The following is a 22,419-nucleotide window of genomic DNA, read 5'->3' on the forward strand; positions in this document are numbered from 1 at the left end:
AGTTTGTATGCCAACTTTAAGTTCTATCTGTTGTCTGAATGTCGGCATCGCCTAGGCAGAGGCTAAATCAGTAGGGTTTCAACTGGCTTGAGATCCTTTTTACAACACGTTTCGTTTTGATAATGAGACTAGGGTCTGTTGATCTTTCGAGCTGATTTTTGCAGCACTTTGTGGGAAATTTCTACAAGGCAGAGGCTTTGAAGTGTAGCTAGCCTACATGAGAAGCTGATAACGCAGTAGAAATGAACCACAAAGACTGCCTGAAGGGTTCGGCTAGAATCGTTTTATGCTTTGTTAAGAAGTATTAACTTAGAATGACTAGGCTACATACTCCTTGCCGCGCCTAAAACGATTCTATCTCGAACAAAATTTAACCACGAAAGGTCAACAGACCCTAACAAAGTTGGCATTTTAAACATGCACGGAGACGATAAGTGAAGCAACAGTTTAGATTCGCTTCCATTGCCCTGTTATCGGCGTTGACTGTGGGATGTGCAAGTATGTCTGCAGGAAACCTGTTCAGTCATTACAGCGCGCAAAACAAAGAGATCTACCAAGCCGTTAAATCTGGAGATTATTCAGAGGCTCAACAAGAGCTACCAGATTACGCTGCGGGTGACATCCTTGATAACTTTGAAAGAGGTAGAATTAACCTTCTGGATCAGCAATACCCAGAGAGTAAGTCTTCGTTTGAAGTGGCGGATCAGGCGGTAACTGAGCAGCAAAGAAAAGCCGTTATCTCGATTTCAGACAGTGCAACCAGCGTGGGTGCGTTGGCTGTGAATGATAATATTACCGAGTATGTGCCAGCCGATTATGAGCTAGGGTTTCTTCATCTGTATCTCGGTTTAAACTATCTCAAGAAAAACGATTTAGAAGGTGCGGTGATCGAAATGCGTCGCGCCAACCAAGTTCAAGAACAAGCAAAGAAGCAACGCGAGGCTGAGTTAGACAAAGCAGCCAGCGATGCGAAGAAGCAAGGCCTGTCTGCCAATGTGGGTAGCATCCTTGCAAACTATCCTGATGCGGGTAAAAAGCTGCAGTCGGTACAGAATGCGTATCTGATGTTCTTGTCTGGTCTGCTTTATGAAGCTTCAAATGATTTAAACAGTGCCTATGTTGACTATCGTCGTGCTTTGGCTGTGATGCCAGATAACCAAGAAATAATCGACAGAACGATGGCAACAGCTGCTCGTTTAGGGATGCGACAAGATTTAGCGACATTAGAAAAACGCTATAAGCAATCATCTAAGCTTGGTGCAGGTGAAGGGCGAGTGATTGTGCTTCAAGAACAAAGCGCTGTACAAGCAATGGACAGTTGGCGATTAGATTTACCTGTTTATGACAGTCGCGATCAGGGGGCAATATACTCTCTTGCGCTGCCCTATTACCCGAGTCAAAACGTAGAGCGTTTTTCTGCCTTGCGAATCAATGGGCAACCGTTACAAGAACATTTGATCACGGATGTAAACGCGATGGCTCAGAATGATTTGTCTGAACGTATGACGAGCATTGTTATCCGTCAGGCTTTACGTGTGGTAGCTAAAGACCGTATCCGTAAAGAAGCGACCAAAGGCAACGATGTCGGCAATATCTTGTTCAATGTGTGGAATACATTCACCGAACAACCAGACACACGCAGTTGGCAATCTCTACCGGCTGAGATTAAGAGCAGCACGTTCGTAGCAAACAGCGGTCAATATACGCTAGAAGCGGGCGCTAAAACGTACGACTTTGATATCCGAGAAGGGCAGACCACTTTGGTGTGGATTTCTCGACAAGGTAACAATGCAACAATGTGGCATAAACAGCTAGGGAGGCTGTAATGAAAAAGTGGTTAGTGAGTTTAGCAGCGGTTATGGCTCTGGCTGGTTGTGCTGATAATACAGCTGGCGTAAGGGTTGATAGTCTGACCCAGAACGTTTTCTTTGGTGACAAGGTATTGGGCAGCCGTTTGTTGGTTGAAGATATCCGTACCGACCAAGTTGACGGTCACACTCGAGGAATTGTTCGTTTAAACAGTAACTATAAAGGCGATCAACATATCCTTTATCGTTTTTACTGGTACGACGATGCCGGGCTTGAGGTCAACCTAAAACAAGGCCCTTGGAAGCAAGCGATTGTTCGTGGTTTTGAAAGTATTTCGTTGTCGGAAGTGTCGGTAAACCCGAAAGCGACTCAATTCAGAGTCCAGTTCCGAGAGCAGTAAGTCTGATAAAACGGGTTTAATGATTCGTAAATACAAGAATTTAAGAGTGTGGGTAACCCCGCTCAGTGATAAGTTGAGGAAACAAAATGAAAAAGAGTGTCATTGCGCTACTAGGTTTAGCGGTTATTTTAGGCGGTTGTTCAAACAAGGTAAGCTACGGTGATGCACAAGCTGTAGAAACCACGACAATCGATTTCGGTTCAACTGACCTTCAAACGATTGCGGGTGAAATGGTCGATAGCATGATGGCGTCTGGTTCAGTGTCTTACATTACTCGTGAGCAACGTCCAATCGTGTTCGTAGAGCGAATCAAGAACAAGACAAGTGAGCACATCGATACTGAGTCAATCACTGACACTATCAGTACTAAAATGCTGAATTCTGGTAAGTTCCGTTTCGTTGATATGGACCGTGTAGAGTCTGTTCGTGACCAATTGAACTTCCAAAATAATGATGAGCTTGTAAACCAAAGCTCAGCAATTCAATTCGGTAAAATGGTCGGTGCTCAATACATGCTGTACGGCAACCTATCAAGCATCGTTAAGAAAGACGGTAGCGACGAAGACGTTTACTACAAAATGACGATGCGTCTAATGGATCTTGAGTCTGGCTTGATTGAATGGGCTGACGAGACTGAAATCCGTAAGCAACAATCTAAGAGCCTACTAGGCCTTTAATTTCGCTTACTTGCCAACTAAACGCAGCCAGTTTTGACAGCGTCTAGTCTTGGCTGTGCATGATTTGGCCACACGCCAATGCAGTGCATGATGTGCTGTTTATGAAGAGACACTGGCTTTTGGTCAGTGTCTTTTTTGTAGGGAAATGAAGACGTTTATAGGGCAGTTAAGACGTTTATAGGGAGTAAATATGGCAATTTTTTCTTGGTCTGAGGCTAAGCTTCTTGATACCAGTTTGAGTTCGCTTGATGGTTACTTTTCTGAGCCTCCAGTTAGAGCTCAAACGCTGACCGGCGGGTTGACTAATCGATGTTGGAAGTTGGTGTTAGCCGATGGCACTGCGTATGTTTGGCGTCCAATCACTCCCATCACCAAAGCCTTCTTTATCTCTCGTCATGAAGAGTATCAAGTGCTTTCCGCAATTGAGCGTCTAGGTATTGGACCAAGTCCAATAGTGGTCAATGAGCAAGGCTTATTGGTTGAATGGATTGCGGGTGAGACGCTTTACGAAGGCTTAGAGCTTGATGATTTGTTGAAGACTCTGATCTCGGTGCATTTGGTTAACACCGCGCGATTGCCGCTCCAACCGTTCAGTTTCACGGCGCGAGTTGACCACTATTGGCTGCAACTTGATTCGATTCATAAGACTGAAGCCTGTACTAAAATTTACCAAGAGTGGCGAGTAGCACCGAGTGTTCCAAATGTTGACCTGTCTTTGTGCCATTTTGATTTAGGTGGTTATAACCTAGTGAGAAACAGTGACGACATTAAGATTATTGATTGGGAATATGCTGCGCTAGCAGACCCTAGACTTGATCTTACGCTGACCATTGCTGTTGCAGGGTTACCAGTTGCTGAAGCCGTTAACAAGTACTGTCAGCTGCGAGGCATCCATGATGTCCAACCTTGGCTTGATGGGGTAGAAGCATGGTTACCAAGAAGCCAAATGATGGCGATGCTGTGGTATTTACTTGCTCATCAGCTCTGGGGCGATGAAAGTTATCTGCGTGAAGCAGAGGCGCTGAGTCACACTTTATGTAGCTAGGATCACGTTTAGGAAGTGAAAAATATAATTTCGTTCGTGTTCCCTTTAAAACCTTATTTTTCATGTTAGATTAATTAAAACGTACCAATATTCAACAAGGAGGTACTAATGATTATTTATCTACATGGCTTCGACTCAACTAGCCCGGGCAATCACGAAAAAATACTGCAGTTGCAATTCATTGATGATGACGTTCGTTTCATCAACTACAGTACTTTGCATCCAAAACACGATATGCAACATTTGCTAAAAGAAGTGCATAAAGTGATAGAGCAATCCGATGACCCGCATCCGATCATTTGTGGTGTAGGCTTAGGTGGTTTTTGGTCTGAACGTATTGGTTTCTTATGTGGTATTAAGCAGGTGGTGTTCAATCCGAATCTGCACCCTGAGAACAACATGGTAGGTCGAATTGACCGTCCAGAAGAATACGAAGACATCGCGACTAAGTGTGTTGCTCAATATCGTATGAAGAACAAAGGTCGCTGTTTAGTGGTGCTTTCTCGTGAAGATGAGATTCACGACAATACCAAAACAGCTGCCGCGTTAGAAGATTATTATGATGTCATCTGGGACGAAAAAGAGAGTCATAAGTTCAAAAAAATCTCTCAGCACTTGAAGACAATGAAAGCGTTTAAAAACGCTTAATTATTCCAGTTATTTTATAAAAGCAGCACTCAGTTGAGTGCTGCTTTTTTTACATCTGAACCCAAGAGCCGAACATTAATCAAATGGTTGTAGTTATTTTTTGAAGAGTTTGAGCATTTAAAGATAAGTTTGCGCAAACGTTAACTAATTCGCCGCGAATCCTCATTGTGGGTAAGGATTTTTGTTGCGGTCATCTTTTTGCTATATATAATGTTCCCAAGCAAAATATTTTGATAAATATCAAGAAAAATTGAGAGCGAGTGATAAAACTTGCCCATTATTTGTGCTCTACCTCTCAGGTAGTCACCTTTTTTATCCAAGTGAGCAAAGCGGCAAGCCAATGTTTGTTGCTTGTAACCCCTCTAACTACTCGGTGAGCTGTCGTTATTCTTTTTCGCGGTAATCCAATTTGTAACAGCCTTCGCATTCAAGGCCGAGTAGATACATAGAATTTATCGGTTGGAGTAATCGAGCCGAACCCCATTTATTCATTTTGTAGAGGATTGTCATTGTGACAAAAATTATCGTAGTAGGCGGTGGAGCTGGTGGTTTAGAACTAGCAACTAAGCTAGGCCGCACTTTAGGTCGTAAAAAGCGTGCCCAGATTACTCTGGTAGATCGTAAAGCAAGCCACCTATGGAAACCATTACTTCATGAAGTAGCAACGGGTTCATTGGACGAGGGTGTTGATGCGTTAAGCTACCGCGCACACGCAAAAAACCATTACTTCGATTTCCAAATGGGCAGCCTGAACGACATCGATCGTGAACGTAAAGTGATCGCCCTGAGCGAACTGAAAGATGATCACGGTGAACTGCTTATGCCAAGCCGTGAACTTGAATACGATATTCTTGTGATGGCGCTAGGCTCAACGTCAAACGACTTCAACACACCAGGCGTTCGCGACAACTGTATTTTCCTTGATAGTCCAGAACAAGCGCACCGTTTCCGTACAGAAATGAACAACCAGTTCTTAAAGCTTCACGCTAAGAACGGCCAAGGCACAGTAGATATTGCTATTGTTGGTGCTGGCGCGACAGGTGTTGAGCTTTCTGCAGAACTGCACAACGCGGTTAAAGAGCTTCGTACTTATGGCTTTGGCGATCTAGATTCAAGCAAGCTGAACGTTAACCTTGTTGAAGCGGGTGAGCGTATTCTTCCAGCCTTACCTCCTCGTATTTCGAGTGCAGCACACTCTGAGCTTACGAAGCTTGGTGTAACTGTGCGTACGACTACAATGGTTACACAAGCTGATGCTGACGGCCTAACGACTAAAGATGGTGAGAAGATCCCAGCACAAATCATGGTTTGGGCTGCAGGCATTAAAGCGCCAGATTTCATGAAAGATATCGGTGGTCTTGAGACGAACCGTATCAACCAGTTGGTTGTGAAAAACACGCTACAAACTACGCTTGATGACAACATCTTTGCTATTGGTGACTTAGCGCAATGTACGCAAGCAGACGGTTCATTCGTTCCACCACGTGCACAAGCGGCTCACCAGATGGCAAGTTGTGCGTTTAGCAATATCATTGCTAAGTTAAACGGCCGCGACCTGAAAGATTACATCTACAAAGATAAAGGCTCACTTGTTTCGCTAAGCCGATTTTCTACGGTAGGTAGTTTAATGGGTAACCTAACAAAAGGTTCGATGATGGTTGAGGGTCGTATTGCTCGTATCGTTTACATCTCTTTGTACCGTATGCACCAGATGGCACTTCACGGACTAATTAAAACATCGCTGATGATGTTAGTTGGTCGTATTAACCGTGTACTTCGTCCAAACCTAAAGCTTCACTAATCAGGTAAGCCTTCTAAGGTCATTACGCTGATAATAAAAAAGAGCTCTTCGGAGCTCTTTTTTTGATCGTGTCGACTGCGTGTTGTGACGGATTGTTACTCTATTAAGCTGTTAAGCTGTTAAGCTGTTAAGCTGTTAAGCTGTTAAGAGGTTGGAGGTAGCACGGAATAAACCACGCCATCTTTCGGCTTACCGTTAAAGATAAAGCGATTCTTAGCAATGGTTTCGCGTTCAGCGCCACATTTCTCGATCAGATTTTGGCTGGGTAGGTTCTCTGTATCGCAGACAATCTCCAAACGCGTTAACTTGAGCAGTGCGAAGCAAAATTCAAATAAGGCAATCATCGCTTCCTTGGCTATCCCTTTTCTTTGAAATTCATCACCCACCCAATAACCTAAACTTGCCATGTTAAAGGTGTGGTAAAGCTCATTAATGGCCACCATACCGACTAACTTATTGCTTTTTCGCTCGAAGATACCAAAGCCAAACGCTTCGGCTTTAACCCAGTTTAAGCGAGTTGCCAGAATGAATTTCTCGGCCTCGATGATAGAAAACTCGCTATGACACCAGTCGAGCCATGGCAATAAACTCGGGGAGGACTTAACCAGCTGAGAAAATTCTTGAGCGCCTGAGGCTTCAATAATTTTGAGGCTGAGATTTTGTGTATTGATCTGAAAGTCAGGGCTCATAGGAAATACCGAATTACATGTAAGTACTGAACAAAGGATCCAGTACAGAATAAAGATAGCACTTAATAAAACGCCCTCACTAGGAGGGCGGATTGAATTATTTATATAATTATAGCCGAATCGGCAAGTAACTTACTGCGCCACACGTCGAACTTGAATCACCATACCAAGAAGCGGGTGATCGAGGTAGTGAGTCTCAGTACTGCGCATACGACGTTTTTGGTCCATGCGGTAGCTCTTAAGGAACTCTTCCACTTCAACCGTCGGAGAGATTTCAGTGAGGTTGCCCACTTGAACATTGCTTTCGGCGCCACTTACTGGTGAATCTAGATCGATTTGTTGCTCTTGAAGAGTCACTTCACGAACGCTCGGCGCTTTCAAATCCAATGTTGTTTCAGCGTAGAGGTAATGCTGAACGTAGATTTGCAGCTTGCCGTCTAATTCGTAAAGTGGCTTATCAATGGTTTCTTCTTGGAACCCATCAGCGCTGCCTGCAGTGATTGCGCCTTTTTCAGAACCGTCAGCGTTGAAGTCTTTAGAGAAATCTTTGCCTGCTTGAATGTGGAATACAGGTGCCGAGCTCTTACCTTGGTCGCCCTGACGCCAAGCGGTATGCATTAGCACTTCAAAACCAGCGTGTTTACGTAGCTTGTCTTTCTGAGGCGTTAACTTGTATTCCGAGTAAGGAAGCATTTGAACGCCTTTCTTTGCTCGGTATTGGGTATCTTGAAATGAACCAACGCGCTCAAGTGAAATCTTAGGCTGTGTGTTAGGCCAAGATTCATTCACTTTTTCTGCATCAACAGCACGCTTAAAAATGATCACTTCTATATCAAATTGTCTCTGCGCCAAACTTGGCAGTGAGACGAACAATAGTAGCAGTGGGATCAGTCTTTTCATTTTTACTCCGTCTTCCAGCCGATCTATCGGCTGGATAATTTATATGTGCAAGTGGATTGGGTCTTATGCTGAAGGCAGCAAGTTCTGTCTGAATTCGCCCAATAAATCACTAACAAATTGAATTCGTTTCCGTCTGTCGACCAATGGTATCGTAAACTTGAACTTTGTTGGTCCTTCCATTGAAAACTTTTGCGGTTGAGATTGCAACAGTTTAACAAGGTAGGCCGGGTTTATGTCAGCATCTGGGTAGAATTCTAAGAATCCACCTTTATCGTGAGCTTCAATTTTCTTCGCTTTGATTGACGCCGCGGCTAATTTTAGCTCAGAAACTGACAACAAGTTTTTGGTAGCATCAGGTAGAAGGCCGAAGCGATCAATCAGCTCGACTTTCAACTCGGCCAATTCGTCCGTGTCACTCACACTCGCAATACGCTTATAGGTAGACAAACGTGTATTGATGTCTGGGATGTAGTCATCAGGTAACAGTGCAGGTAGGCGCATCTCAATTTCAGTTTGTTCACGCAGTAGGTCATCAAGCGATGGCTCTCGTCCCTCTTTTAATGCCTCAACCGCTTGTTCAAGCATCTCCATGTAAAGCGTAAAGCCAACCGACTGGATTTGACCACTCTGTTCATCACCGAGTAGTTCACCTGCACCACGAATCTCTAAGTCGTGGGTTGCTAGCGTAAAGCCTGCACCTAAGTCTTCAAGTGAAGCAATGGCGTCTAATCGCTTGATGGCATCTTTGGTCATTGCTTTCGGGGGAGGTGTTAGCAAGTAGGCATAAGCTTGGTGGTGAGATCGACCCACACGCCCACGCAATTGGTGCAGTTGCGCTAAACCAAGGTTATCGGCTCTGTCCATTAAGATGGTATTTGCCGTTGGTACGTCGATACCCGTTTCGATGATGGTGGTACACACTAGCAAGTTAAAACGCTGGTGATAGAAGTCATTCATGATGCGTTCTAGCTCTCGCTCTCGCATCTGACCATGGGCAACGGTGACACGCGCTTCTGGAATCAGTTTTTGCAGTGACTCAGCCGTCTTTTCAATCGTGTCGACTTGGTTGTGCAGGAAGTAAACTTGACCACCACGCATGATTTCACGCAGTACCGCTTCTCTGACTATCGCGTCATCACTCTCACGGACAAAAGTCTTTATTGCTAAGCGTCGTGCGGGTGGTGTGGCGATGATCGACAAGTCACGCATACCGCTCATTGCCATATTCAACGTTCTCGGAATCGGTGTCGCGGTTAGCGTGAGGATATCGACATCCGCGCGCATCGCCTTCACTTTCTCTTTTTGGCGCACACCGAAGCGGTGTTCTTCATCGACGACTAACAAGCCAAGGTCTTTAAACTTAAGGTCACTGGAAAGCAGCTTGTGAGTGCCCACTAAGATGTCGACCTTACCGTCGGCAACATCTTGCATGATCAATTTCTGTTCTTTAGCTGATTTAAATCGCGACAGAACTTCGACACGTATCGGTTGGTTCGCGAAACGGTCTCGGAAGTTTTCAAAGTGTTGCTGAGCAAGTAGCGTCGTTGGAACTAACACGGCTACTTGTTTGCTGTTGTCGGTACAAACGAATGCTGCGCGCATCGCGACTTCGGTTTTACCAAAGCCAACATCACCACACACTAAACGGTCCATGGCTTTGGCTTGGCACATATCCGACATAACAGCATTGATGGCCATTGCTTGGTCATCCGTTTCTTCAAACGGGAAGCCAGACTTGAAGGTCGCGTATTGGCCACGGTCGAGTACAAACTTGTAGCCAGGTTTTAGTTCACGTTTAGCGTAAACATCAAGCAGTTCGGCTGCAACGTCACGAACTTTCTCTGCGGCGCGCTTACGAGCTTTTTGCCATGCTTCACCACCTAACTTATGCAGTGGTGCAGAGTCTTCAGCGCCGCCAGAGTAGCGGCCGATTAAGTTTAAAGAAGCAACAGGCACGTAGAGCTTGGCGTCATTTTGATACTCAAGCGTTACGTATTCGGTTTTCATGCCACCTGCTTCAAGTGTTTGCAGGCCGATGTAGCGACCAATACCGTGGTCAATGTGAACCACAGGTTGACCCGGTTTAAGTTCGGCTAAGTGACGAATTACAGTGTCGCTGTTAACGCTTTTCTTGTCTTTCTTACGACGTTGTACAACACGATCACCTAACAGGTCGCTTTCACAGACAAGGGCGATGTTTTGCTCTTCGTGGATAAAGCCGTGCTCAGCAGAACCTAGGATCAGGGTGAACTTATCTTTACCTTTAATCGCCGCGTCGAGGTTTTCAACTTCACTTGGTCGTACTTTGATGCCTCGAAGCAATTCACTCAGTGCTTCACGGCGGCCTTCAGATTCAACCGAAAAGACTACTTTGCCGTCGAAGGCTTCAGTGAACTTTCTTAGGTTAGACAAAGGTTCTTTATTCTGATGTTGAACGCTGAGATCAGGCAGAGACACAACCGGAAGGTTGGTACGTCCGGCTTTTTCTTCAATTGAATCTAAGCTCAGATTGACCTGTGGCTTTTGTTTGAAATGTGCGAACAGTTCGTCTTTTTGTAGCCAAAGTTGTTCTGGTTTCAGCAGTGGTCGTAACGGGTCAACACCGCGTTGTTCGTATCGATGAGAAACGTCTGTTAGGAATGAATCTACCGCGGTCTCGACATCACCTAGAACGAGGATTTGCGCTTCATCGGCAACATAATCAAACAAGGTTTCAGCATGGTCGAAGAATAGCGGCTGCCAGTATTCAATACCTGCGGGCCAAGTGCCTTTTGAAACCTGCATATAAACCGATTCTGGTTCACGGCGCGCATCAAACTGTTGGCGCCAGCGAATGCGGAAATCTTCAATAGCACTTTCAGAGGTTGGGAACTCGTGAGCTGGCAGCAAACGGATCTCAGAGATGTCTTCGATAGAGCGCTGATTTTCAGGATCGAAAGTACGAATGGTGTCGATCTCGTCATCGAAGAAGTCGATACGATATGGGTCTTTGCTGCCCATTGGGAACAAGTCGAGAATTGAACCTCGGCTCGCATACTCACCCGGGCCAAACACTTGGTCTACGTAACGATAGCCAGACTTTTCAAGTTGAAGACGCAGCTTCTCTAACGAGTACAGATCGCCCGTTTTCACCATTAAGGTGTGCTGCAACAAGAAGTCACGTGGCGACTGACGTTGTAGTAGCGTGCTGATTGGTACGATCGTGATGCCATCTTTTAAGGTTGGCAGTGCATAAAGTCGCGCTATACGGTCAGAAATGATCTCTTGGTGCGGTGAGAAGCTGTCGTATGGCAGAGTCTCCCAATCAGGGAATAGCGCCACTTCATGTGACGTAAACTGTTCAATTTCTGATTGAAGCTTGAGTGCGATTTGAGGATCGGGCACTGCAAGTAAAGTATGGCTTTTATGCTGCTCCGCAAGTCTAGCGATAGCAAGCGCGAGAGATGAACCAACTAGGTTACCGATGTGTTTTTTATCACCGGCACCTTTGAGCTTAGGTAGTGTAAAAATGGATTGTTTTGTCATGTCTATTTACTTGTTATCTCGTTCTAGAGAGCGTTGACGTAAGAGCTTTTGTTGTTGATGAAGCGCAGCTTTGATCAACAAGTCTTGGTCAGTATCACGAAGATGAGCGTATTTGAATTTGATTTCGAAGCCTGAATCTTTTGGTTCGCTAGCGAAGACTTCTGCGTAGCAATAAATAGCGGCGGCTGGGTGCTCGATAAATAGCTTAGCTTTAACTAAGCGACCCGCTTCGATATCTGTTTTGGAAAAACAAGAGAACTGACTCGCGCCAAATGAATACGTGTGGGTACGAAATTGTTCATCATCTTGTTGCGATAACATAAAGCTCAACAAGAGGTTTAATTTAGAGTTCTGTGCATCCAATAAACTGATGACATTCTTCAAGTCGCTGTTTTTCAATTCGTTGCGAGCACTGTCAGCTAATAGATCCAATTGGCTAAATTCACTTGCCACGACAAACGGGGCAGGGATCTCAGATTCGAATTGAATTTGAGAAGGTAAAGTGAAGCCGCTGTCCATTGGTTCAATATTCGCGGTGAGGCTGTGGTGAACGGTGAAAAACTCTTGTTCTGTCATGCGTTAGTTCCTTGAAGTGATCTATTGATTATCGCTATGTGGCCGCAGTAATCAAGGTCAGTTAATTGAAAGTCTCAAATAGTTGTTTGAAATCTGGCTATTTGACAAGGTTCTGTTTTTCAAGCCTAACTAATTGAGTTAATTCACTCTATATTTTCAATTAACCCCTACACAGTAACAGCAATACCCGTTACATTAACCCGCATCCCCTTTAGATGGTTCAAAGTATGTTTCATCCTATTTCGTTGTTTGTTGGCCTGCGCTATTTGAAAGGTCGTTCAGGTGATCGCTTTAGCCGTTTTGTTTCTTATATGTCGACGGCAGGTATCACCATTGGTGTGCTGTCTTTGGTTACTGTTTTATCGGTAATGAATGGATTCGAAGCGCAGTTAAAAGACCGAATTCTCGGTGTCCTTCCTCAAGCCGTCGTTTACGAGCAGGGAGGCACAACATCACTTTCTGCTCAAGCGCCTAATTTTGCAGAGCAAATGTCGCTCAATGGTCACGTTGAACCTATTGTTCGCAGCGAAGCGGTAATTCAAAGTCCTGCTCAGTTATCTGCAGGTCTGTTGATCGGCATTGAACCTAATTCAGATGACCCTCTTCAGAACCACTTGATTGCGGGTAGATTGTCTTCACTTAAAGCGGGTCAGTATCAGCTATTTCTTGGCCATACCTTGGCGAGAAATTTGAAGGTATCTATGGGTGACAAAGTTCGCCTGATGGTGACCAGTGCCAGTCAATACACACCGCTCGGACGTATTCCTAGCCAGCGAAATTTCACGGTAGCAGGCATCTTCAATACAGGTTCTGATATTGATGCTCAACTGATGGTGACAGATATTAAAGATGCTGGGCGTTTGATGCGCTATAAATCCGATACCATTTCAGGCTGGCGCTTGTTCTTTGAAGACCCGTTTGAAGTGGCGAAACTATCAAACCAAAAGCTACCTGAAGGTTGGTTGTGGAGTGATTGGCGAGACCAACGTGGTGAGTTATTCCAGGCCGTTCGAATGGAAAAAAATATGATGGGCTTAATGCTTGGGCTGATCATCGGTGTTGCTGCTTTCAATATTATTTCGGCACTTATCATGGTGGTGATGGAGAAGCAGTCTGAAGTGGCTATCCTTAAAACCCAAGGCATGACCGATGGTCAAGTTATGGGGATATTCATGGTTCAAGGCGCAAGTAGCGGCGTGATTGGTGCCCTATCAGGTGGCGTGTTAGGCGTTGCTCTAGCGATGAACCTCAATACTATTTTAGAGGCGATGGGTGTTGCTCTGTTTTCATTTGGTGGACAGTTGCCAATTTTAATTAACCCAATTCAAATCGCTGTTGTTGTGGTTCTGGCTATTGCACTTAGCTTGATTGCCACTGTATTCCCATCTTATCGTGCATCGTCTGTGAAACCTGCTGAGGCCCTTCGTTATGAGTAATTTTCTTCAATGTAATGATATCCGTAAAACGTACCGTGAAGGCTCGTTAGATACTGAGGTTCTCAAGGGAGTCAGCTTTGAAATCGAAAAGGGTGAGCTAGTCGCTATCATTGGTACCTCTGGTTCCGGTAAGAGTACGTTATTGCATATTTTAGGGGCATTGGATGATGCGTCTGACGGCAGCGTGAGCTTTCTCGGACAAGACTTAGCATCTTTGAGCTCAAATAAGCAGGCGAAGCTTCGTAACCAGCATCTTGGCTTTGTTTATCAATTCCATCATCTTCTTTCGGACTTTTCAGCGTTAGAAAACGTGGCAATGCCGCTGCTAATTGGTGGTGAAAAGCCAGCTAAAGCAAAAGAAGAGGCGCAACGTCTTTTGGATAAAGTTGGATTGAGTCATCGTGTTGACCACCGACCTTCAGAGCTTTCTGGTGGTGAGAGGCAACGTGTGGCGATTGCTCGAGCTTTAGTCAATAAACCGGCTTTGGTGTTGGCGGATGAGCCTACCGGCAACCTTGATCACAACACAGCACTTTCTATTTACGACTTAATGCGTGAACTAAACCGCGAGTACGACACGGCCTTTTTGGTAGTAACTCATGATGGTGAACTTGCAGGTAAGATGGATCGCCAGCTTCACATGCAAGATGGTTTATTGGTCAACGTAGAAAAAGAGGAGAGCTAAGTGTTTTCTTCTTTATCTCTATTGATAGGTGGCCGATTTAGCCGAGCGAAACAACGAGACAAAATGGTGTCGTTCATCTCTTTGTCTTCGACGATTGGTATTGCCGTTGGTGTGGCAGTGATCATTATCGGTTTGTCTGCAATGAATGGCTTTGAGCGAGAGCTTGAGTCGCGTGTACTTTCCGTTATTCCACATGGTGAATTCGAGGGTGTAAATGAACCAGTGACTCGCTGGGATCACGTGATTGAGCAGTCGGTGAAAAATGATAAAGTTGTAGCTGCAGCACCCTATGTAAAAATTACCGCGCTTGCTGAAAAGGGCAAAGAACTCAAAGCAATTGAAGTTCGCGGTGTTGACCCACAACTTGAACAACAGGTATCAAGCCTATCGAAATTTATCGATAAACAAGCTTGGAGTGAGTTTAAAGCAGGGCAACAACAAATCATCTTAGGTTCTGGTGTGGCTAACGTGTTGGGGGCGAAAGTGGGTGACTATCTGACTTTGATGATTCCAACGGTTAACGGTTCTGTGAAAGTTCAGGCGCCAAAACGAGTTCGAGTGAAAGTGGTTGGCTTGCTGACGCTTAATGGCCAGATCGACCACAGCTTGGCGCTAATCCCGATTGGCGATGCTCAAGCTTATGCAAACTTAGGCGAGGCAGTAACTGGAGTTTCTTTAAAAGTGACCGATGTGCTGAACGCGAACTCTATTGTGCGTGAAGTGGGTAACCAGCTTGATGTGTATGTGTATCTACGAAGTTGGCAACAGAAGTTTGGCTTCCTGTATCGAGATATTCAGTTGGTTCGCACCATTATGTATCTGGTGATGGTACTGGTTATTGGTGTTGCTTGTTTCAATATTGTCTCGACCTTAATGATGGCAGTCAAAGACAGAGCATCGGAGATCGCGATCTTAAGAACCATGGGCGCATCAGACGGCCTTGTTAAACGCATCTTTGTTTGGCAGGGCGTATTCTCGGGTGTGTTAGGCAGCTTAGTCGGGAGTGCGATAGGTGTCTTGGTGGCGCTTAATCTCACTACGCTTATCAAAGGGCTCGAAAAGTTGGTCGATCACCAGTTTTTGTCCGGTGATATCTACTTTGTTGACTTCTTGCCATCACAACTTGATATGACGGATGTTGTTGTGGTTTCCGGCACTGCGATTGTGCTGAGTTTACTTGCGACATGGTACCCAGCATCACGAGCAGCGAAGTTGAATCCAGCCTCTGTGCTGAGTTCTAAATAACAAGCCGTCAGTTTTTCAGTCGATACAAAAAAGGATCCCAGCGGGATCCCTTTTTATTGAATTCAATTCGTGTTCTTTACGACTTTCGTTACATGTCAATCTTGCAGAGTTCAGTGGTTCATCTGACTTTAACTTGTGTACGTTTTAAGAGAAGCGCATACAAGGATAGATTGAATAACAAGGAACGGTCGTTCAGTACCTTGCTTGTCGCTTCTTCCAGCTTCTTACTACTGAGTAACGCCATAACCCGCGAATACCAAAGTAGCCAACCATTGCAGAAACCACACCACAAATCAGACAACCTAGCAAGAACGGAGGTCCTATGGTGCTCATTTGCGCCAAGATGAAATCCCAAGACAGTTCGAAATGAAAGGCTTGAGGCGGCACATGCATCACAAATGCGCCTACTTTATAAGCAAAGTAGAACAGCACCGGCATAGTCACAGGATTACTTATCCAAACCAGTGCGACAGACAGTGGTAGGTTAACACCACATGCGACCGCAAGACCTGCAGACATAATCATTTGACTTGGTAAAGGGACAAACGCCATGAATAACCCAACAGCGAACGCACCAGCCGCAGAGCGACGATTAAGGCACCATAAGTTGGGGTTGTACAAAACATTGCCAAAAACTTTCAATGCTTTCTGACGCTTGATTAGCTCATGGTCAGGCATAAATCGTTTGATAAACTTTCTTGGCATAGGAGGAAGCTACTCTCTTGTTTAACACTTGGTTCTTGATTTCATTTGCTGCGACAGTTGTGTCTGCCAGCTTCTGGCCTGTGATGCCACATTGGGTTTGGGCACCATTGATGCTGTTGTTACTGCTAGCATCAACAAAGTATAGCGTTTTCCTGAGTGCAAGAGGTCTAGCAACAGCATTGATACTAGTTATCTGCCTAGGGAATGTGATTGAAATACAAACGAGTCGCTTATTCCAATCAGGGCAGAATACTACCATAAATGCTTCGGTTGTTAGCCTTTTTAGTGAAAATAGCCACGGTTTTGAAAGCGTAATAGTAGCCAGATCAATTGGCGGCGAAAAATTAATCTTTCCCCAATTGATAAAATTGCGTTTGTTTACTCCTTTTAAGTTGACGCTCGGAGATGATGTCTATTTATCAGTCTCAATAAAACCAGTGTGGGGTAAACTCAATGAAGCAGGCTTTGATCTAGAAAAGTATTTGTTTAGCACCGGTGTGGTTGCCAATGCAACTTACAGAGCCGATACCAAATATCGAATTCACACCAATACCAATATGCGGTCTCATTGGTTTGAAAACCGTCTTGAAAGGTTAAGTGAGTTAGCAAATCAAGACCTCATTATGGCTTTGAGTTTTGGTTATCGAGACCTTATCCATCCTCAGCGTTGGGATTTGCTCAAAAGCAGTGGTTTGATTCACTTGATGGCTATCTCGGGGCTACATATTGGGATTGCCTTTGGTATCGGCTATCAGGTAGGAAAGGTATTCAGGTTACTCTCACCTTCATTTCTTTGGTTTCCCACAATATTCGGGCTCGGCTTAGCCTATTTCTATAGTTGGTTTGCTGGATTCACGCTGCCAACTTTGAGAGCTTTAGTGATGTGTATTATCGCGAGCTATTTCTTGTGGCGTGGGCAAAATATCAGTGTGCTTCGGTATGTCGTCTTAAGCCTGTGCGTGGTTCTGCTGATTTGGCCGTTTTCAGCATTGTCGAGCAGCTTTTGGCTATCCTTTGGTGCGTTGGGTGCCGTTATTTATATCGCCTTGAATAGTCGGCCATCATCTTCAAACGCCACTCTTATCGATCGATTGCTGCAGCTCATCAAGATTCAGCTGATGCTGACATTTCTTATTGCTCCCTTTTCGATACTGTTTTTCAAAGGGGTGAGTCTAGTCTCTGTTCTCTACAACTTGCTCCTTTTGCCTTGGGTATCAATGGTGACGATCCCGCTACTGTTTCTTGCGATGTTACTTAGCTTAATATTGGAGTCAGTGTCTGAGGTGATGAGTTTGACAGCGTTAAGCAATGGTTTTTCTGAACAGCTATGGATGTTGGTCGACTTGTCGCTTGATCCTCTCGTATATAGCCTTCCTTTCTCTGAACGATTTTGGATTCAAGTTGATAATCACAGTATGGCGTTGTCTGTATTCCTCATCTTATTTTTCGGGTTCGTCAGTCGATATCTCAAACGAACACTATCAATATTGGTCATTGCAGTGTATGTACTGTGGTGGGAGTTCGGTAAGCAGCAAAACAAATTAACAATCGATATCTTGGATGTTGGGCATGGGTTGTCTTTAGTTTTGGAAAAGAACAATCGGGTCGTTGTTTACGATCTCGGCAACGCGTGGCAGGGAGGTTCGATTGTTGAATCCTTGCTGATTCCCACCTTGAATCAGAGAGGAGTTCATGAGGTGGAAGGTGTGATAGTGAGTCATTTCGATTCTGACCATGCTGGTGGCTATCCGGCGTTACTTGAAAACTACAATCCTAAGTGGATAAGAGCCAGTCAGAATATCAATCAACAAACACAATCGACTGTTCAAGTTCAGTCGAATATCCAAACATGTACTTTTGGAGAGGTGTGGAACTGGCAGGGTCTAGAGTTTGAGGTTTTATGGCCACCTCAAAGAGTAAAGAGGGCGTACAACCCACATTCGTGTGTGGTCAGGATTTTTGAGCCCAATTCAGAGTTCTCGATGTTGCTCACTGGTGATATTGAACGGGTAAGTGAGTGGCTACTTACTCGTGAAGGTCGGCGGCTCAAGAGTGACGTGATGCTTGTCCCGCATCATGGTAGTAATTCGTCGTCGATTAAGCCGTTTATTGAGGCAGTTTCACCTCAGTTAGCAATCGCTTCTTTGGCCAAAGGTAATCAGTGGGGAATGCCCAGCAAATCTGTGATTGAACGTTATCATGAAACGGGTAGTGCTTGGCTTGATACCGGAGAAAGCGGACAAATAACCATCACTATCAGTAAGGAAGGTTGGAAATATCATACGATTAGAGAACAACAAGGCAGGCAGTGGTATAGGCAGATGCTTCGTAAGGGAGTAGAATAGATAGATTATTGTGAGAAAATTAAGCGATTCTATGTCAACACAAACAGATGAAACTACCTGGGTCACATTTAAAAGACTTTGGACTTATATTCGACTGTATAAGGCCGGCCTTGGTGTTGCGGTTATTGCGCTTATTATAAATGCCGTCTCTGATACCTATATGATTTCTTTACTGAAGCCTCTGCTTGATGAAGGTTTTGGTAACGCTGAGTCAGACTTCCTACGTACACTTCCAATTATCATATTTGTTATGATGTTTGTTCGTGGCGTCAGTGGTTTTGTTTCAACCTATTGCCTCAGTTGGGTTTCTGGCAATGTGGTCATGGAAATTCGTCGTAAGATCTTTAGCCACTTTATGCACATGCCTGTTTCTTTCTTTGATAAAGAGCAGACGGGCGCACTACTATCTCGAATTACTTACGATTCAGAACAAGTGTCAGCTGCGACCAGTAAAGCTTTGGTGAGTATCGTGCGTGAAGGTGCCAGCATCATTGGCTTGCTGACGCTAATGTTCTGGAATAGCTGGCAGTTGTCTTTAGTTCTATTTGCTGTCGCTCCTTTTGTTGCTTGGGCAATTAGTATTGTATCAAAGCGATTCAGAAAAATTTCTAAGAACATGCAAACCAGCATGGGACATGTTGCTTCTTCAGCAGAACAAATGCTGAAAGGTCATAAAGTGGTTCTAACTTACGGTGGTCAAGAGCTAGAAAGAGGCCGTTTTGATACCGTTAGTAACCAGATGCGCCAACAAAGCATGAAGCTGGTAACGGCTCAAGCTGCCGCTAACCCAATTATTCAGATGATTGCCTCAATTGCGATTGTTGTTGTTCTCTTCCTCGCGAGTGTTGATTCAATTAAAGCTGAGCTAACGGCAGGTACGTTTACAGTTGTGTTCTCCGCGATGTTTGGCTTATTACGCCCCTTGAAAGCCTTAACCAATGTAACGTCTGAATTCCAACGCGGTATGGCAGCGAGTACGACCCTATTTGGTTTGATGGATCTAGATACGGAACAAAATAAAGGTACGTTGAAGCCTAAAACCGTAGCGGGTGAAGTCGAAGTAAAAGATGTGACATTTACTTACCAAGGTGCTGAGAAACCAGCGCTTGATAAGGTCAGTTTTAATATACCGAAAGGCAAGACCGTTGCACTTGTCGGGCGATCAGGTTCGGGCAAGAGTACCATTGCGAACCTGTTTACTCGTTTTTATGATGTAGACTCAGGCTCTATCGAGCTTGATGGCCACGACATTCGTGATTACGAATTGAGAAACCTACGTGAGCACTTTGCGCTTGTTTCTCAAAATGTACACCTGTTTAACGATACGGTAGCCAACAACATTGCTTACGCAGCAGAAGCTAAATATTCTCGCGAACAAATCGAACACGCGGCTAAGCTTGCTCATGCTACTGAATTTATCGAAGGCATGGAAAACGGCATTGATACGATTGTTGGTGAGAATGGGGCAAGTTTATCTGGCGGGCAAAGACAACGTATCGCTATTGCAAGAGCGTTGTTAAGAGAGGCTCCAGTATTGATTCTTGATGAAGCCACATCGGCTTTGGATACTGAATCTGAGAGAGCGATCCAATCTGCGTTAGAAGAGCTGCAAAAGGACAAGACAGTATTAGTTATCGCACACCGACTCTCTACTATCGAACAAGCCGATGAGATCTTAGTGGTTGATGATGGTCGTATTGTAGAAAGAGGTGCACACGCGGAGCTAATCGCGCATGATGGCGCTTATGCACAACTCCACCGAATTCAGTTCAGCGGATAAGATTAGGCCTTGTTGTGATCGAAAAGATTTGGTTTAACAATCATCCGTTAAAATACCTTCTTTGGCCGCTACTGTGGCCATTGAGTCTGCTTTTCAAAATGATCAGCGGTCAAAGACGTGACGCCTATCTATCCGGTAAAAAAGAGACCTACCGTCCGCCCTTACCAGTAATTGTTGTTGGTAATATTACCGCTGGTGGCAATGGTAAAACACCGGTTGTGATTTGGTTAGTTGAGATGCTTCAAGCTAACGGCTTTAAGCCTGGAGTGGTTTCTCGAGGTTATGGGGCAAAAGCGCCAAGCTACCCGTTAGTATTGGATGAAAACACGCCTGCTGAACACTCTGGCGATGAACCTCGTTTAATTCGAAAGCGAACTGGTGCGCCTGTCGCAGTCGATCCTGTGCGTGCAAACGCCGTAAAGGCTTTGTTGAGCGAAGGGGTTGATGTCATCATCACGGATGATGGCCTTCAGCATTATGCACTTGAACGTGATATTGAATTTGCGGTTATCGACGGTGCTAGACGCTTTGGTAGCGAATGCCTAATTCCTTTAGGCCCGTTAAGAGAGCCTATATCTCGTTTAGATGACGTAGACTTTTTGGTTAACAATGGCGGTAAAGTGCAAGGACGAGAGTTCTCTATGTCTTTGCTACCGAGCCAAGCCGTTAACCTAAAGACTGGTCAGAAAATATCGGTAGCAGAACTACAGAAGTTGGTGGCTTTTGCTGGTATTGGTCACCCACCACGCTTTTTTAAAACATTGGAAGATCTTGATGGTGATGTGGTTTTCACACAGGGCTTCGCCGACCATCAAGATTTTGATAAAGATGAACTTCATGCCTTAGCTAAGAAAGGTATGAATCTGATTATGACAGAAAAAGACGCTGTAAAATGCGAAGAATATGCTCAAGATAACTGGTGGTATCTTCCAGTTTCTGCGCAGTTTGATGAAGATTCGCAACAGCAAATTTTAAAAAGAATAAAAGAGGTTATGGAATACTATGGATCACCGTCTACTTGAGATCGTTGCTTGCCCTGTATGTAAAGGTAAACTAACTTTTGACAAGGATAAGCAAGAGCTTGTTTGTAAAATTGATCGCCTTGCTTACCCAATTAAAGAGGGTATTCCTGTTCTTTTAGAACCTGAAGCTCGCACCGTTTCTATGGATGAGGGTAAGTAATGTCTTATACGGTTGTTATACCTGCGAGATACCAATCGAGCCGTTTACCTGGGAAGCCGCTTGCTGACATTGGTGGAAAGCCGATGATTCAATGGGTATATGAACAGTCAATGAAAGCGGGTGCCGATAACGTTATTATCGCTACCGACGACGCTCGAGTTGAAAAAGCGGCTAAAGCATTTGGCGCGACCGTTTGTATGACATCACCGAATCATGAGTCAGGTACTGAACGCCTAGCTGAAGTGATTGAAGTTATGAAGATTCCTGATGATCATATTATCGTGAATGTTCAAGGTGATGAGCCACTTATCCCACCAGCGATCATTAATCAGGTTGCTAACAATCTTGCGAACAGTACAGCTCCGATGGCAACACTCGGTGTGGAAATCACTCATGCTGATGAAGTGTTTAACCCTAATGCCGTTAAAGTTGTAACCGATAAAGACGGTTACGCCTTGTATTTCAGTCGAGCAACCATTCCTTGGGATCGAGATGCTTACGCGAACAACGGTACTGCAGCGGAATCTCCTTTGCTTCGTCACATTGGTATCTATGCTTACCGAGCGGGTTTTATCAATACCTATATTAATTGGGAACCTAGTACTCTTGAGCGTATTGAATGCCTAGAGCAATTACGAGTGCTTTGGTATGGTGAAAAAATTCATGTGGCAGTTGCAGAAGAGGCGCCAGCTGCTGGTGTTGATACGCCTGAAGATCTAGAAGCGGTTCGAGCTATTATTGGCTAAGCTTCTTTGAGCTGTTTACAGAACACCGCTGAGCCTTGCTTATTGTGAGGCTTTTTTATGTCTATAGAAAATTGCGAACGTCTCTTATGGATCTAAGCTCGCGTATTGACCTAAGCAAACGGATATTGGGCTGGTTGCATTGGTTTATGCATCATCAACTCGGAATTATCTGAGATTTACCTCGCTCGACTTCCAATTTTTCTCTATAATATGCCGCCTATAAAG

At 44.6% G+C, this 22,419-nt stretch carries 19 protein-coding genes; 14 read left to right on the plus strand and 5 right to left on the minus strand.

Translation table 11 applies throughout. From position 1 onward, the window contains the following. Positions 1-434: 434 nt before the first annotated feature. The 6 genes from NX845_RS00305 (at position 435) to NX845_RS00330 (ending at position 6,380) form a co-directional block, all read left to right on the plus strand. Positions 435-1,826 carry a COG3014 family protein gene (locus tag NX845_RS00305; protein WP_102456023.1) on the plus strand — a complete coding sequence of 464 codons (1,392 nt, stop codon included), beginning with the start codon at positions 435-437 and terminating at the stop codon, positions 1,824-1,826. Beyond that, positions 1,826-2,209: a YcfL family protein gene (locus tag NX845_RS00310; RefSeq protein ID WP_004736265.1), complete on the plus strand. Its 384-nt coding sequence runs from the start codon at positions 1,826-1,828 to the stop codon at positions 2,207-2,209. Before NX845_RS00305 ends, NX845_RS00310 begins: the two co-directional genes overlap by 1 nt. Positions 2,210-2,295: 86 nt before the next feature. Next, positions 2,296-2,886 (plus strand): penicillin-binding protein activator LpoB, encoded by a 591-nt coding sequence (gene lpoB / locus NX845_RS00315; RefSeq protein WP_017107631.1) that lies wholly within the window; start codon positions 2,296-2,298, stop codon positions 2,884-2,886. A 190-nt stretch (positions 2,887-3,076) separates the two neighbouring features. Continuing rightward, entirely contained in the window at positions 3,077-3,931 is an 855-nt protein-coding gene (locus tag NX845_RS00320; RefSeq protein WP_065681189.1) for a phosphotransferase, read from the plus strand. 108 nt (positions 3,932-4,039) lie between these two features. Beyond that, entirely contained in the window at positions 4,040-4,579 is a 540-nt protein-coding gene (gene ycfP, locus NX845_RS00325) for an alpha/beta hydrolase YcfP (RefSeq protein WP_004736262.1), read from the plus strand. Positions 4,580-5,090: 511 nt separating this feature from the next. Next, a complete protein-coding gene (locus NX845_RS00330; RefSeq protein ID WP_004736261.1) occupies positions 5,091-6,380 on the plus strand; it encodes an NAD(P)/FAD-dependent oxidoreductase in 1,290 nt (429 codons plus the stop codon). Between the two features lie 143 nt (positions 6,381-6,523). On the opposite strand, the gene NX845_RS00335 is transcribed toward NX845_RS00330, so the two are convergent. The 4 genes from NX845_RS00335 to NX845_RS00350 form a co-directional block, all read right to left on the minus strand. Beyond that, complete coding sequence (locus NX845_RS00335) at positions 6,524-7,069, minus strand: GNAT family N-acetyltransferase (RefSeq protein WP_065681190.1); 546 nt, start codon at positions 7,067-7,069, stop codon at positions 6,524-6,526. 132 nt (positions 7,070-7,201) lie between these two features. Next, complete coding sequence (locus NX845_RS00340) at positions 7,202-7,969, minus strand: peptidoglycan binding protein CsiV (RefSeq protein ID WP_065681191.1); 768 nt, start codon at positions 7,967-7,969, stop codon at positions 7,202-7,204. Between the two features lie 63 nt (positions 7,970-8,032). Then, positions 8,033-11,494: a transcription-repair coupling factor gene (gene mfd / locus NX845_RS00345; RefSeq protein WP_065681192.1), complete on the minus strand. Its 3,462-nt coding sequence runs from the start codon at positions 11,492-11,494 to the stop codon at positions 8,033-8,035. A gap of 6 nt (positions 11,495-11,500) precedes the next feature. Next, on the minus strand, positions 11,501-12,070 hold the full coding sequence (locus tag NX845_RS00350) for a hypothetical protein (RefSeq protein WP_004736257.1): 570 nt from the start codon (positions 12,068-12,070) through the stop codon (positions 11,501-11,503). 227 nt (positions 12,071-12,297) lie between these two features. Here NX845_RS00350 and lolC point away from each other — a divergent pair, with 227 nt between their 5' ends. The 3 genes from lolC to lolE are packed head-to-tail and all read left to right on the plus strand — an operon-like array spanning position 12,298 to position 15,436. Continuing rightward, positions 12,298-13,506: a lipoprotein-releasing ABC transporter permease subunit LolC gene (lolC, locus tag NX845_RS00355; protein ID WP_065681193.1), complete on the plus strand. Its 1,209-nt coding sequence runs from the start codon at positions 12,298-12,300 to the stop codon at positions 13,504-13,506. After that, entirely contained in the window at positions 13,499-14,191 is a 693-nt protein-coding gene (gene lolD / locus NX845_RS00360) for a lipoprotein-releasing ABC transporter ATP-binding protein LolD (RefSeq protein WP_017083246.1), read from the plus strand. Before lolC ends, lolD begins: the two co-directional genes overlap by 8 nt. Then, positions 14,192-15,436 (plus strand): lipoprotein-releasing ABC transporter permease subunit LolE, encoded by a 1,245-nt coding sequence (lolE, locus tag NX845_RS00365; RefSeq protein WP_065681194.1) that lies wholly within the window; start codon positions 14,192-14,194, stop codon positions 15,434-15,436. Positions 15,437-15,628: 192 nt separating this feature from the next. Here lolE and NX845_RS00370 read toward each other — a convergent pair whose 3' ends face one another. Next, positions 15,629-16,141, minus strand: a complete 513-nt coding sequence (locus NX845_RS00370; RefSeq protein WP_017078948.1) for a DUF2062 domain-containing protein — start codon at positions 16,139-16,141, stop codon at positions 15,629-15,631. 17 nt (positions 16,142-16,158) lie between these two features. On the opposite strand from NX845_RS00370, the gene NX845_RS00375 reads away from it, so the two are divergent. The 5 genes from NX845_RS00375 to kdsB are packed head-to-tail and all read left to right on the plus strand — an operon-like array spanning position 16,159 to position 22,194. Then, complete coding sequence (locus tag NX845_RS00375) at positions 16,159-18,486, plus strand: DNA internalization-related competence protein ComEC/Rec2 (RefSeq protein WP_065681195.1); 2,328 nt, start codon at positions 16,159-16,161, stop codon at positions 18,484-18,486. Between the two features lie 31 nt (positions 18,487-18,517). Further along, the gene (msbA, locus tag NX845_RS00380) at positions 18,518-20,266 is read left to right on the plus strand and encodes a lipid A ABC transporter ATP-binding protein/permease MsbA (protein WP_054541053.1); all 1,749 of its coding nucleotides are present in this window, start codon (positions 18,518-18,520) and stop codon (positions 20,264-20,266) included. Positions 20,267-20,280: 14 nt separating this feature from the next. Continuing rightward, a complete protein-coding gene (lpxK, locus tag NX845_RS00385) occupies positions 20,281-21,288 on the plus strand; it encodes a tetraacyldisaccharide 4'-kinase (protein ID WP_065681196.1) in 1,008 nt (335 codons plus the stop codon). Next, positions 21,269-21,448 carry a Trm112 family protein gene (locus NX845_RS00390; protein ID WP_004736429.1) on the plus strand — a complete coding sequence of 60 codons (180 nt, stop codon included), beginning with the start codon at positions 21,269-21,271 and terminating at the stop codon, positions 21,446-21,448. The genes lpxK and NX845_RS00390 overlap by 20 nt, the downstream gene beginning before the upstream one ends. Next, positions 21,448-22,194 (plus strand): 3-deoxy-manno-octulosonate cytidylyltransferase, encoded by a 747-nt coding sequence (kdsB, locus tag NX845_RS00395; RefSeq protein ID WP_004736427.1) that lies wholly within the window; start codon positions 21,448-21,450, stop codon positions 22,192-22,194. The genes NX845_RS00390 and kdsB overlap by 1 nt, the downstream gene beginning before the upstream one ends. Positions 22,195-22,419: the final 225 nt, after the last annotated feature.

This window comes from Vibrio sp. NC2, assembly GCF_025195005.1.
Lineage (GTDB): Bacteria > Pseudomonadota > Gammaproteobacteria > Enterobacterales > Vibrionaceae > Vibrio > Vibrio splendidus.